The 13,330-nt window shown below is 42.2% G+C and carries 11 protein-coding genes; 4 read left to right on the top strand and 7 right to left on the bottom strand.

Features of this window, described 5'->3' with window-relative positions; all coding sequences use genetic code 11:
• Window positions 1–80 precede the first annotated feature (80 nt).
• The 4 genes from miaB to ABH008_RS18645 are packed head-to-tail and all read left to right on the top strand — an operon-like array spanning window position 81 to window position 3,713.
• Entirely contained in the window at window positions 81–1,436 is a 1,356-nt protein-coding gene (gene miaB / locus ABH008_RS18660) for a tRNA (N6-isopentenyl adenosine(37)-C2)-methylthiotransferase MiaB (protein ID WP_347987119.1), read from the top strand.
• Between the two features lie 5 nt (window positions 1,437–1,441).
• Complete coding sequence (locus tag ABH008_RS18655; protein WP_347987118.1) at window positions 1,442–2,422, top strand: PhoH family protein; 981 nt, start codon at window positions 1,442–1,444, stop codon at window positions 2,420–2,422.
• Window positions 2,419–2,877: an rRNA maturation RNase YbeY gene (gene ybeY, locus ABH008_RS18650; RefSeq protein ID WP_347987117.1), complete on the top strand. Its 459-nt coding sequence runs from the start codon at window positions 2,419–2,421 to the stop codon at window positions 2,875–2,877. The genes ABH008_RS18655 and ybeY overlap by 4 nt, the downstream gene beginning before the upstream one ends.
• Entirely contained in the window at window positions 2,874–3,713 is an 840-nt protein-coding gene (locus ABH008_RS18645) for a transporter associated domain-containing protein (RefSeq protein ID WP_347987116.1), read from the top strand. The genes ybeY and ABH008_RS18645 overlap by 4 nt, the downstream gene beginning before the upstream one ends.
• Before the next feature lie 247 nt (window positions 3,714–3,960).
• Here ABH008_RS18645 and ABH008_RS18640 read toward each other — a convergent pair whose 3' ends face one another.
• The 7 genes from ABH008_RS18640 to ABH008_RS18610 all read right to left on the bottom strand — a co-directional run bounded on the left by ABH008_RS18640 (window position 3,961) and on the right by ABH008_RS18610 (window position 13,133).
• Window positions 3,961–5,169, bottom strand: a complete 1,209-nt coding sequence (locus ABH008_RS18640) for an ATP-binding protein (RefSeq protein WP_347987115.1) — start codon at window positions 5,167–5,169, stop codon at window positions 3,961–3,963.
• A 265-nt stretch (window positions 5,170–5,434) separates the two neighbouring features.
• Window positions 5,435–5,878 carry a copper resistance protein CopC gene (locus tag ABH008_RS18635; protein WP_347987114.1) on the bottom strand — a complete coding sequence of 148 codons (444 nt, stop codon included), beginning with the start codon at window positions 5,876–5,878 and terminating at the stop codon, window positions 5,435–5,437.
• A gap of 43 nt (window positions 5,879–5,921) precedes the next feature.
• Window positions 5,922–7,313, bottom strand: a complete 1,392-nt coding sequence (locus ABH008_RS18630) for a sigma-54 dependent transcriptional regulator (protein WP_347987113.1) — start codon at window positions 7,311–7,313, stop codon at window positions 5,922–5,924.
• An 8-nt stretch (window positions 7,314–7,321) separates the two neighbouring features.
• A complete protein-coding gene (locus tag ABH008_RS18625; protein ID WP_347987112.1) occupies window positions 7,322–8,263 on the bottom strand; it encodes a cation diffusion facilitator family transporter in 942 nt (313 codons plus the stop codon).
• Window positions 8,264–8,474: 211 nt separating this feature from the next.
• Window positions 8,475–9,908, bottom strand: a complete 1,434-nt coding sequence (locus ABH008_RS18620; protein ID WP_347987111.1) for an ATP-binding protein — start codon at window positions 9,906–9,908, stop codon at window positions 8,475–8,477.
• 55 nt (window positions 9,909–9,963) lie between these two features.
• A complete protein-coding gene (locus tag ABH008_RS18615; RefSeq protein ID WP_347987110.1) occupies window positions 9,964–11,076 on the bottom strand; it encodes a hypothetical protein in 1,113 nt (370 codons plus the stop codon).
• 350 nt (window positions 11,077–11,426) lie between these two features.
• Window positions 11,427–13,133 (bottom strand): porin, encoded by a 1,707-nt coding sequence (locus tag ABH008_RS18610; protein WP_347987109.1) that lies wholly within the window; start codon window positions 13,131–13,133, stop codon window positions 11,427–11,429.
• Between the last annotated feature and the right edge of the window lie 197 nt (window positions 13,134–13,330).

The raw sequence follows: 13,330 nt of genomic DNA, 5'->3' as shown, positions 1-13,330 counted from the left end.
TAGGGTTTATAATTACGCAATGTTACCCCTTGTAAAACAGGGGGTTTTTGTTAGAAAGTTTTGGAGTAATCTACAAAAGCATGGCGCAAAAACTTTATATACAGACTAATGGCTGTCAAATGAACGAATACGATTCCGATAAAATGCGGGATGTATTGCAAGCTTCACATGGTATGGAATTGACAGAATTTCCTGAACTTGCCGATGTATTGCTTTTAAATACGTGTTCGATTCGTGAAAAAGCGCAGGAAAAAGTATTTTCGGCCATAGGTCGCTGGAAAAAAATCAAAGACAAACGCCCCGATGTCATTATTGGTGTGGGCGGCTGTGTGGCAAGTCAGGAGGGGGCAGCGTTACAGAAGCGTGCGCCATATGTTGACATTGTTTTTGGTCCGCAAACCCTGCATCGCTTACCCGAACTATTAAATCAGGCCCGAAAAGGTCAGCAACATGTTGTGGATATTTCTTTTCCAGAAATTGAAAAATTCGATGCCTTGCCAGCTCCACGTGCCGAAGGTCCAAAAGCTTATGTATCGGTAATGGAAGGCTGTAGCAAGTATTGTACTTATTGCGTAGTACCTTATACCCGTGGTGAAGAAGTCAGTCGGCCACTCAATGATGTGATTGCTGAAATTACCACGCTTGCCGAGCAAGGTGTACGCGAAATCAATCTGCTAGGCCAAAACGTTAACGCCTATCGGGGAGAAACCGCTGACGGTGAAATCGCTAGTTTTGCTTTGCTTTTACATTACGTAGCGGCTGTAGACGGTATAGATCGTATTCGCTTTACTACCTCACATCCATTGGAATTTACCGACGATATTATTGAAGCATTTGCGGAAATTCCAGAATTGGTCAATCATTTACATTTGCCGGTACAAAGCGGCAGTAACCGCATATTGGCGGAGATGAAACGCGGACACAAACGCGAGGATTATTTAGAAATTATCCGTAAAATGAAAGCAGTGCGTCCAGGGATTAGTTTGTCGTCAGACTTTATTATTGGCTTTCCAGGTGAAACAGAGCAAGATTTTGCTGATACTATGGATTTAATAGAAACAGTCGGTTTCGATTTTTCTTATAGTTTTATCTTTAGTCCCAGACCAGGTACTCCTGCCGCCAATTATATTGACGAAGTCAGTATTGCCACTAAAGAACAGCGCTTACAAATACTTAAAGAGCGCTTAAATGATATGACGATGGCTTTTTCTGATGCCATGATTGGTACGGTTCAATCGGTGTTGGTAGAAGGAGCCTCTAAAAAGAATCCTTTACACTTAACCGGGCGTACTGAAAATAATCGGGTAATCAATTTTGCCGCACATCCGCGTTTAATCGGACAGTTTGTTGATGTCTTAGTGACAGAAGCTTTACCTAATTCCCTGCGTGGACGCGTAGTGGAAACTTCTATCGAAAAAATTACGCAAATAGCCTAAGCCTAGTGTTGAATACTTCAAGTTTATCCCAGGAAATTACCTTACTCCCCGCTGATAATCAGCGCTTATCGAATGTCTGCGGGGAATTAGACAAACATTTACGGCAAATTGAGCAACGTTTGCAAGTAGAAATTGCTAATCGTAGTAACCATTTTCAGGTGACGGGTGTGGATGCTGCCGTTAAAGCCGCTTGCGCTGTGATGCAGAAACTTTTCGACATGGCCGAAAATGAAGAGATTACTCCGGAGCAAGTGCATTTAAGTCTACAAGATGCCAGTATTGACCAGTTAGTTTCTGGAACTGCCTGGCATAACCATCCGGCGGTAAGTATTAAAACCAAACGGGGTGTTATTAAAGGTCGAGGGCAAAATCAGCAGGACTATCTACGCAAAATTTTATCGCATGATATCAATTTTGGTGTGGGACCGGCTGGTACAGGTAAAACCTTTTTGGCTGTCGCCTGTGCAGTAGAAGCCTTGCAAAATGAAACAGTGCGTCGCATAATTCTAGTACGACCTGCGGTGGAAGCAGGAGAGAAGCTGGGGTTTTTGCCCGGTGATATGGCACAAAAAGTCGATCCCTATTTGCGACCCTTGTACGATGCACTCTACGATATGTTAGGCTTTGAACGAGTTGAAAAACTACTGGAAAAAAATATCATTGAAGTCGCCCCTTTAGCCTTTATGCGCGGCAGAACCTTGAACGATTCATTTATTATTCTGGACGAAGCACAAAATACCACCACCGAACAGATCAAAATGTTTCTGACGCGGGTTGGGTTTGGTTCCACTACCGTTGTGACGGGCGATGTTACCCAAATCGATTTGCCCAGCGAAAAAATGTCGGGTTTGAAACATGTGCTAAAAGTATTAAAAGATGTTGAAGGCATCAGTTTTACCTTTTTTGGGGTACGTGATGTGGTTAGACATCCATTAGTGCAACGTATTGTCGCTGCTTACGATGAATACGAGCAGCAGCAATCATGAATTATATAGATCTGCAAATTGCCACTCAATCCGATTATCCAGCCACGGAACTGTTTCAGGAATGGGTAGACGCTGCCCTGACAACCAGGATGCAAGAGTCAGAAATTGTGGTGCGTTTGGTTGATGAAGCCGAAAGTGCAGAACTGAATCTGCAATACCGACATAAAACGGGTCCTACCAATATTTTGAGTTTTCCTTTTGAAGCGCCGCCAGGCATAGAATTGGATTTGTTAGGTGATTTAGTGATTTGTGCCCCCTTAATCGCTAAGGAAGCCAAGCAGCAAAACAAGTTACCAGCCCATCATTGGGCGCATATTACTATACACGGTGTGTTACATTTGTTAGGGTATGACCATATTGAAGAACAGGATGCCGAACAAATGGAAACATTGGAAATTGAAATTTTACACAAATTGAACATAGCCAACCCTTATCTGGAAGAGAGTACGCAATGAGCGATGGTAACCCCCCGAGTAGCCACCCCCATCAGAAAAGTTTGCTGGAACGCATAAGTTATTTCCTGACTGGGGAGCCACAAGATCAACAAGATTTGATGGAAATTCTGAGAGGCTCAGAAGAAAAACATCTACTGGATGCCGATGCACTCAGCATGATAGAAGGTGTCATGCAGGTTTCTGAAATGCGCGTCAGAGACATCATGATACCCCGCTCACAAATGGTGGTAGTGCCCAGAGAGGCGGAATTGGAAACTATTTTCCCTTTAGTGGTTGAGTTTGCACATTCGCGCTTTCCAGTAATTGAAGAAGATCGCAGCAAGGTAGTCGGCATTTTATTAGCCAAAGACCTGTTAGCCCATGCGTTACGTAACAAATCGCTTAAAGTTGAAAACATCATGCGTGCCGCCTATGTTGTGCCGGAAAGTAAGCGTCTGAATGTGTTACTTAAAGAATTTCGTACTGAACGTAATCATATGGCCATTGTAGTTGACGAGTACGGTAACGCTGCCGGTTTGGTCACCATTGAAGATGTGCTGGAGCAGATTGTCGGCAAAATCGAAGATGAGCATGATGAAGATGAAAATCAGGGGTTTATCTCACAACGCAGTGAGCGCGAATATATTATCAATGCACTAACACCCATTGAGGAATTTAACGAATACTTCTCTGCCGATCTTGAAGATGACGATTGCGATACCATCGGCGGTTTGATCGTGCAAAGATTAGAACATTTTCCCAAGCGTGGCGAAAAACTGGAGATGGATGAATTTATTTTTGAAGTGTTGCGTGCCGATAATCGGCGTGTGCATTTGTTAAGGCTTAAAATAAAATAGATGATTATTCTTTCTGTTGATCAGTTACCCGGTTTTTGGCGTTATTAGGGGCAGATCTTTTAACTCATATCTGTATAGCCGGTAGGACGTGGTGAGGAACGAACCGCATCATAAGGCCGATATCCTCTCATCAATCTCAAAATTGCACCAGAAGGATTAAATTCTACGGAAAGAATGATGCGGTTCGATTTTGGATTGTCAGAGACAGGCCAGGTTTAATTTATTGCTTTATTGAATGTGCTATTTTTTAGATAAGTTGTGATAAAAATGTTTGCGCAGGCACTTTAATAGGCGTATTTGTTGAAAAACAGTCTACTGGCACAAATGGCATGTTCAGGCAGACTTGAAATGCATGTTCTGCACCTGTTTTATCTTGAAACCAAGCTAGGTTTGCATTAAGTGCAGCATTAACCGCCGCTTTTACTTCGACTAAAAACCAGGGGAGGTTATTTTTTGTGATTAAAAAATCCACTTCTTTCTGATCCTTGGTTCTAAGGTAATAGAGTCCAAAATCACCCATTCCTAAGTCATTCCACCAATGTACTGCTTTGAGTAAATGGCTGGCTATAAAATTTTCGGCTCTCATACCGTTGTCAGTTATCTGAGACCAGTCCCATAAATAGGTTTTCGGTTCTTTGCGCAACGAGCTGGCAATATTAGCGCTCCAGGGGCGGATACGAAAACAAAAATAAAAACTTTCCAAGGTATCCAGCCATCGACGTATAGTATCTACCGATACCCGAATCTGCGTTGCCAGTGTCGCATAACGAGTTACTTGACCCGCTTGGGCGGTAAGTAAGCGACACAGTATTTCTAATTGTGCCAATTCCTGAATATTTGCACCGTTCCTAATATCTTCCTGTATGAGCTGTTTTGAGCGCAAATTTTGCCAACGTAAGCTAAAGCGAGAATTGGCTTTAATGAAGGGTTCAGGAAATCCGCCAAACCGATACAATTGCTCAAAACTGTCAGCTGCAATTGGCTGTGGAAATTGAATCAATTGTTCGTCTTTCATCGACTGGTTGCATATCTCGCCAATAGTCAAGGGATGCATGCACAAATGGAAGTAACGCCCCATCAAACTATCGCCACCTTTTTTAAAAATATCTAAACGCGCACTACCCGTTACCAGAATATGTACTTGCTGTTCGTAGCGGTCGTAAAAACCTTTTAAAAAATCTTTCCAGTGTCGATACTTATGCAGTTCATCAAAAACTATTAACGGTTTTTCAGCGCGTAATTGATCCAGACCTAACTTAGAAGCCAGCGCATTAGTTCCCACCAAAATCAGTTGACGATGATCAACATCATCCCAATTTAGATAATGGCCGTTGTGGTCTTGGCAAAGTTGTCTGGCTATAGTTGTTTTACCAACTTGTCTTGGGCCGGATACAAACAGCATTTGCCGATTCTGAAAAAGCTCTTTTTCTATTTGCTTGCTGTATAGACGCTGCATACTAAAATAAGGTTCATCGTAAAAAAGTTAAAACTATTTTACGATATATAAGAAAAAAAGATAAATACTTCTATGAGTATTTTCTCTATTTTCATAAATTTGTGAGCTGACGAAAGCACGCTACTCACTTAAGCATTGTTCCAGTATGCCCCTTTAGATCGCTTAGTTCATTTATTATTAGATGAAGCGCATCACGAGCAGACTGAGTAATGTCGAGCTTAGTGACTTTTGTAAAATACTTATTGTATCCAAGAACGCAGCCAAATCATTTTGATTTAATTTTCGGCTGAGGGGGCGGTGATGTTGTTGTGGGTTCTGGTGGTGGCGCATCTGTAACAGTAAAATTAAAACTGCCCGTGACTAATAATCTATCCACAGACATTACGCGATAACGTACTAAATAGAGACCTAGCTCCAGTTTGGGTAAGCGCGTGTAAATATGGGTATGGTCTGCCGAATCTAAGCTTATTTCAGAATCGTTTAGGCGCTTACCTTGGTCGTCCGTGATTGCCACGGCCAAATATTCTTTCTTAATTTCTTCGTTAAACCAAAGATCAATTTGCGCGGGTACCTCGCTTATAGATGCATTTTCATTGGGCTGTGAATTGACCAGGTAGGCTTTAGCCAGTGCTGGTAATGGTAGCCACAATACTGTCAGCAAATATAAATATAATTTGCTTCTGGCGAGACATTTATCTGCTTTTGCCATATTTATTTACCCATCGCAGATAGTAATGACAGCGCATAAAACTTTATCGCTCTTTACACTTTAAATTATATTTTTGTACCCGATAGCGTAAGGTTTCGCGCGTGGTACCCAACATACGCGCGGCGGCCGTCACATTTTCATCGGTACGATTTAACACCTCTTGAATCAAGTATTTTTCCATATCATGCAAACTTAAGCTGCCATCTAGCGGTAGATAAATGCCGTTTTCATTATCATGAGTGACAATAGTTTTACTGGAAACATTGGGTAGTTGTAACCATTGCTCTGGAAAATCTTCATCACTGGCTAACAATACACATCGTTCCAACACATTGCGTAACTCACGAATATTTCCCGGCCAGTCATAGGATTTAAGATTCTCCCAGGCTTGTTGAGAAATATTTTTTACATTTTTTGAGGATTTGCGATTGCTATCGGCTATGAATAAGGGCACCAATTCATCCAAGTCCTGTTTACGCTCTCGCAAAGCAGGAACGCGCAAGCTCATCACATTGAGGCGATGATATAAATCACTACGGAATAAACCTTGTTCAACTTTCTGGATTAAATTCAGATTGGTTGCCGCGATAATTTGAACATCTATGGCAATTTCGGATTCACCGCCAAGACGTCGAATCCGAAAATCCTCAACTGCTTTAAGCAATTTAGTCTGTAAATCCAAATCCATTTCACCAATTTCATCCAAGAATAAAGTGCCGGTGTGGGCTTGTTCAAATAGGCCGCGATGGCGTTTTTTAGCGCCTGTAAAGGCGCCTGCTTCGTAGCCAAATAATTCCGATTCCAGCAGTTCTCTGGGTAATGCTGCACAGTTTATTTCAATCAGTGGGGCCAGTGCTCTACTGCCCGTACAGTGCAGAATTCTGGCGATTAATCCTTTGCCAGTGCCAGTTTCACCACTGATAATCAAGCTGGAGAAGGGTACCTTCGCCATTTGCGCTATCATACTACGCAAGCCAGATGCCTGTGGGCTACTGCCTATTAGGGCGTCGACAGTATGTCGACTGTTTTGGGCAACCGTTTGTTGTTGCAGGCGGCGTTGGGCTCTGGCACTCCGGGCTGCGCCTTCCATTAACAGATTCAGGCGTTCCAGTTCACAAGGTTTTTCTACAAAATCATAGGCTCCCAAACGAACCGCGCGAACCGAGTCGGCAACACTACCGTAACCCGTTAGAAATACCCATTCACTGCTATTGATTTTGTTTTTTATACTTTCCAGTAAATCCAAAGCATTTCCATCTGGCAGATTCATATCCGATATTACTACCAAGGGATCAATATCCTGTTTAGATAAATGCACCTCTGCTTGGCGTATGCTTTTGGCTATGGTCACTTCCCAGTCTCGTTTACTAAAATATCGAGCTATTTCAGAGCCAAGCAAGGCTTCGTCTTCTATAATTAATAAGGTATCGGCCATGAATTTACTCAGTGACGCCAAGAGGCGAGATCTTCAATCGGTTCCAAATGGGTGTCAATATCAATATTGTTAAATAATGACATGATACGTAGTTCTATACTTTCCACCAAATCATGTCCTTGTTGTACAGTCCAGTTGCCAGGTACGAGTATATGCACAGACATAAAGCGGCGAGCTCCTGCATAGCGGGTACGAAATGCATGATAGGTGATTTGATCTGTTTTGATGAATTGTTCTAAGACCTCAATAATGGCTTGTTGTTCATCAATTGGCAGTGCCGCATCCATTAATCCAGAGATGGTACGTTTGATTAGGCGTAATCCAGACCAAATAATATTAAAAGCCACTAAAAAGGCAATTAAAGGATCCAATATTTCCCAGCCGTTCATACCTAACTGCTGAGCAATAGCCAAGCTAGCAGGAAAATGATTGCCTACTGATATGACGGCAATACCGGCTAGTACACCTACTGTTGTCCAAACATCGGTCATTAAATGTTGACCATCCGCTTCCAGAGTAATGGAATGGCGTTGCTTGCCGACATGGATTAACACTCTCGCCAATAGTAAATTAATCAGAGTGGCAAATACCGAAACAGCCATGCCGATATTCAGTTGCTGTAAGGGAAGCGGATGTTCTAACCGTTCCCAAGCTGCCCAGCCAATGCTCAGTGCAGCTAACAAGATCATAATGCCTTCGGCTCCACTGGAAAAATATTCTACTTTTTCATGTCCATAAGCGTGTTTTTCATCGGGTGGGCGTGAAGCTATGCTCAGTACAATCAGCATGATAATAGCCGCCACCAGATTAATCACAGATTCAAGAGCGTCCGATAATAATCCCACAGAATTGGTTAGCCAGTAAGCATAACTTTTAAAAGCTATGGTGCTGATAGCGGCCATAATGGATAGCCAGCCATAGATGGTTAGCGATTTGGGGTGGGTGCTCATAATTAGAATTTATTTAAAACTGGCAACTAGTCTATATTATTCTTGCATCAAATTTTGGTAGGGTTTGTCTGTGTAGAACGTATCAGCAATTTTAAAACTATGCTGGTATTGTCTTTGCTGGATATCCCGCAGTCAAAATTCAGTTTATCTTAATTTGATGTGCGGGGAGTATAACAGAGTTAAGCCTACACTCGCAGTGCAACTGAAAAGCTTAACCCATGGGCAAGTTAACAGTCACGCAAGCATGCCCCGGTGGTATGTTTTGCAGTTGTAAACCGCCATGATGGTCTCTAACAAAGCGTTGTACCATAGCCAGCCCCAATCCGGTTCCACCATCTTTTAGGCTAACGAATGGTCGAATACCGTGTTGAAGAAAATCAGCTGTAAAACCTGGGCCGGTATCGCTAACGCTAATAAATACCCGTTCTTGTTCTATGCTGGCCAACACTTTAACTTCGCCACTACCAGAACCAATAGCTTGAATTGAGTTGAGTAATAAGTTCAATAACATTTGCCGGAATTCGCTTTCCGGTAAAAATACGCAAATGTCATCAGCAACTTCATAGCTAAAATGGATATTTTCCTGTGCTTGAAATTTTAACAGCATTAATAATTCTTCGAGTACCGGACAAACTTTGATTTTTTGGGAAAGTTCTGCGCTGTTACGTGCAGAAGCCAATAAATCGTTTAGATTGCGTGTTAGGCGTTGCACTTCTCGATAGATCATCTGCATGCGTTCTGCCAGTTCAGGATCCACACATTCCTGCAGCATATTTTCCAGTGCCAGTTGGATGCTGGCTAGAGGATTACGTAATTCGTGGGCAGTACTCGCCGCTAGTTCAGCGAGTGCTGCCAGTCTTTCTGCTTTAGCCAGTTGCTGGCTTTGATCCAGCAAGGCATGACTGGTTTGTCGAACTTTTATTTCCAATGCCGAAGTATATTCCAAATGCTCTTGTTCCAGCTCCACCAGTCGGGATACCAAGTGATTATAACGGTCAAAAAGTGCATGTAATAAGGGGTCGGATGTATCGCGTTCTATCGGTTTCATTTCGCCTGCAGCCAGCCCGGAAAGCAGTTCTTTGAGAGAGTCCAAGGGTTCAAGAACGTTGGTTTTAAAAAAATAATGTCCGATCCAAAATAATAATAGGGGGAGGATAATGGCCAGCTGTAATTCCAGTTGGCTATCATTTTTAACATTGATGAGTAGTTTTGCTTCTTCGGATGCCTGAGTATCCAGTACTTGTTCTATTAATTCCAGCGCACGTAAAATACTGGCTTGATCGCCAGGCGTCGCTTGCGCAAAAACATTTTGTAAATTATTTAAATCTAACGGTACTGGAATAGCGTTATTATGGATTCTAAGAATTTCAATTAATTGGGTCTGAATTTTATCAATGTCATTTTGTTCGGTTTGACCGGTACTTTTTCGATGTGCAGAATGCTTTAATTGCAACTGCAATAACTCAAATATGGTTTTCTCCATATTGCGTCCGCCACCAATGTCCTGTTCCAGCGTATGTATACGCTGATCATTGACCCAGGTCAGCCTACCTATGGCGAGTAACTCACCAATTACCAGTAAGCCCAGTACAAAACTAACAAAAATGACTGGACGGAATAACAGCTTGCGCAGAGTGGGTTTCATTATCATAAACTAATAATTTTGGTCATTTAGAATGAAAAGATAGAGAAAGAAACTATTATTTTGAAATAGTAATACTAGGCGCGGCTGTTTTCGGTAACTCTGCCATGGTCATCTGAAACATTTGTAGCAATATTCTGAAAACTGTTTCATTCCATAGATAATCTTTATCGGGAGAAATGGAATAATAATGGTCTTTAAATTTGACTACTAAATCAGTTTTATCTGGTTTGCTGTCTGAAATGGATATTGCCAGTGTAAACGTCGGGTTAATGCTGACATCAGGGGTGCGTGGGTCTTTGCTAATGTCAATTTCAGGTTCATTGGAAATAGTGCGGCCGATAAAATAGATAATATTGCTAAAGCTTCTTAATCTGAGTTTGCCATGTAAAGGATATTCACCGCCTGAATATTCGGGGCGAATATCCACCAGTATTTCATCAGGTGCCATTACTTCAGTTTCATCGTTTAGTTGATTACGTTCTGTTTCTGTTAATTGAACCGGGTTGTAGTTACTGATGACAATACGACCTCTTACTTGTTTGTCCAGAAGATAGACATCATGTAGCTTATCAAGTTTGATGTTGTATTCTTTTTCAAGTGATTGGAATCCTTTCGGGGACATACTTTTAATCGGTATACTCCAATGTTTTTGCACTATTACGGGTTCAAAAAAAAGATGGTCGCTATCCTGTATGGACGATAAATGTAGCGCCATGCGTCTAAACAAAGTGTAATCATCCCTGTTTCGGGGGCGGTTATGGTAAATCTCACTATTTCCATCCTGTTGGCTACGGTATTCCAATACCGCGAGCCGTAACAGCATGTCGATGTCCACGTTTTGGCGGAGTAACAACGCCAGTTTATCTTCTGTCATCGGTGTCAGCATGCGTTTGGTAAACTCTTCACCCTGCATCGGAATAATACTGACGGTAGGGTTTTCCGAAACCCCTGCGCCGAGTATTGGCATCATTGCTGTTCCGTTGGCACCTGCCAATGCCGGTGTGGCACCAATATTGGCCTGAAAATTTAAGGTCGCAGCAATATTAGAAATACCAGAAAAATGAATGGGTTCATTATGTCCAGCACGGGCAATATTTAGCAGAAGTTGTTCGGCAATATCGTTAGCAGTGGCTTCGTTATAAGCTATCGACATGCTATCAATAGCCATCGGTGAAAGGCAACCAGACAGGAGTTGTGAGAATATGAAGACGATGAGGTAATGAAAAGGCCGCATGAAGAGAGTCTGCCAGTGTTGAAAAATAAATGTATTGCTATTTAGCGTGATTTTTATAGTTTAAAATCAGTGGGCTGTAGTATATGCCAACCTAAAAAGGCGCATCAATCGCGATTGATACGCCTTTTTAGGTTGGCATATACTATAAAAACTTAAATTTATACTGAATAGTGACCTAAATTTAACACGTTTGGTATTTCAATAGGCAATAAAAAACCGCCTCATCCAATTAGGCGTGAGGCGGTTTTATTAGACAGCTAGGATTGCTAGCCTAAACAAGTTGTTTAGAAGTCAACCTGTCCACGTATTTCAAAGAAATCAGGATGGGTACCGTTAAATGAATGTGAACGTGCATCAGATGCTGTTGCTGTTGAAGCAGCATTAGAACCGGAAGTTTGAGCAGCATTGTTTACGTTAGCGGTATTCACATCTAGGTAATGAATAAAGTTGGCCATTAACCTAACACGTGAATTTGGATACCAGTTCAAGCCTATTTTTCCACTGCTGGCGCGTCCACCTTGAATTACGCCATTGTTCAAGTCCAGATGATCGTAACCCACTGCCAGCTCCCACGCGCCTAGACCGCCATGCGTGGTAAAGTTGTGTAAAGGTTTAATTCTATCCCAAGCGCCAGTTTTGGCTTTATAGGCACGCGATTCTCCTGTTAGGAAATAGCTCATATAGCCATAAGCACCGTTCAGAGTGTTGCTTGAGTAACCAGTACCGGAAACGATGGTTTCAATATACTCAGCTTGTGCCGAGAATGGGCCGTAAACAAATGCAGTTTCACCTCCAAATCGGCCATAACTGCCGACTTTACGGAATGTACAGCCTGTTACTTGGTTGCTGCTTTGACTAGTACAAGCCGTTGATGAGTTATAACGAGCACTGTTAGGTATATAACCACTTAAAGGACCTGTATCCAAGATAAGGGTACGATCAACGTTGCCATCCAGTGTAGATGCGAAACGTAAACCTGTACCATTGGTGCCTGGTGTACCATTAGCGACTAAATTGCTGTCAACATAACGATCAGAAGCTGACATACCTACATGAAGAAACTTGGTTTTGTCTTCGAACCAAGGCATGCCTGTTAAACGTCCAGTTACACCCCAAGCTTGATCACCGGAACCATTATTTCTGTTAGCATTCCAGTTGCCGTTAGTCGATGAGCTATCGAAAGTAGGGGCACCATTACCTACAGATTCAGTTTGAAAACCAATCTGGGTGGTATAACGCGGTTGTGCGTAAGCCAGACCCAAGCCAACCTTGTAAGGGTTACCGTTATCGGAAAAAGCATTGGTAGCCATATTTCGTTCCAAGAATGTTAGAAAGCGGTTACTAGTCGCTTCTTCCAAGCTGAAAAACTCTTTATATTGACCTATAGTCACTGTCAATGGATCGTAGCCTTTATAACTCATAAAGGCATCGGTAACACCCCCGGATAAGCCATTACCACGCGTAAAGTCATATTCAAACTTATAGCCGAAGTCTTTGTAGTAAGCGCCTTCTATACCTAAACGGGCGCGACGAATGTTGGCACCATCGGCAATCGAGTTGGTGGTATTATTTCCGAGTGCGGCTGTCGGATGTTGATCAACGGTAGTCATGGCATCCACTTGCAGACGACCGGTCAGCTGCATATCGAAGTTACCATCCTTACTTTCAAAGCGTACCCCTTTCTCGTCCATATGCAACTTGCCTTCCGTAGGATCGTTAACGTGCTCATCCAAGGCTTTAAGTTCATTGTTTTTCAAAGCCAGATCTTCTTTGATTTTATCAATTTCAGCTTGTTGAGCGGCTGCTTGGCTAGCCTTGGCAGCGCTATCCTCAACCCGTTCAAAGCTACCTAATTTGGTGCGCCCATGACCTGGTTCAGCAAATATTTGCTGGGTTTTGTTATCAACATATAAATCCAAGGCCATTGATTCGGCACTGAAACCTGCGCTCAGCAACGTCGTCAAAGCCAAACTTAATTTAGTCAGCTTCATACATATTTCTCCAAAAGGTTTTAAAAATTAGAAGTTAATCAGCATTGGGTCGTTATATCATGCTGATTTTGAAATATTTTTTGATAGGTTAGCTAAGGTGCTAAAACTTGAGGCGGATTTTATAGGCGAAATATTACAGCTTTATGACAAATTGAGATATTTAAGAGAAATTGTTGCTATTTTGCGACATGGTTGTC

Source organism: Methylomonas sp. AM2-LC, assembly GCF_039904985.1.
Taxonomy (GTDB): Bacteria; Pseudomonadota; Gammaproteobacteria; order Methylococcales; family Methylomonadaceae; genus Methylomonas.
The sequence above is the reverse complement of the archived record's forward strand: the minus strand, read 5'-3'. Positions and strand labels throughout refer to the sequence as shown.

Coding starts and splice junctions, on each gene's coding strand:
- ABH008_RS18615 (WP_347987110.1), bottom strand. CDS start 11,076: ATGGCTATTGATAGCATGTCGATAGCTTATAACGAAGCCACTGCTAAC.
- ABH008_RS18635 (WP_347987114.1), bottom strand. CDS start 5,878: ATGGCAAAAGCAGATAAATGTCTCGCCAGAAGCAAATTATATTTATAT.
- ABH008_RS18645 (WP_347987116.1), top strand. CDS start 2,874: ATGAGCGATGGTAACCCCCCGAGTAGCCACCCCCATCAGAAAAGTTTG.
- ybeY (WP_347987117.1), top strand. CDS start 2,419: ATGAATTATATAGATCTGCAAATTGCCACTCAATCCGATTATCCAGCC.
- ABH008_RS18620 (WP_347987111.1), bottom strand. CDS start 9,908: ATGAAACCCACTCTGCGCAAGCTGTTATTCCGTCCAGTCATTTTTGTT.
- miaB (WP_347987119.1), top strand. CDS start 81: ATGGCGCAAAAACTTTATATACAGACTAATGGCTGTCAAATGAACGAA.
- ABH008_RS18640 (WP_347987115.1), bottom strand. CDS start 5,169: ATGCAGCGTCTATACAGCAAGCAAATAGAAAAAGAGCTTTTTCAGAAT.
- ABH008_RS18625 (WP_347987112.1), bottom strand. CDS start 8,263: ATGAGCACCCACCCCAAATCGCTAACCATCTATGGCTGGCTATCCATT.
- ABH008_RS18630 (WP_347987113.1), bottom strand. CDS start 7,313: ATGGCCGATACCTTATTAATTATAGAAGACGAAGCCTTGCTTGGCTCT.
- ABH008_RS18610 (WP_347987109.1), bottom strand. CDS start 13,133: ATGAAGCTGACTAAATTAAGTTTGGCTTTGACGACGTTGCTGAGCGCA.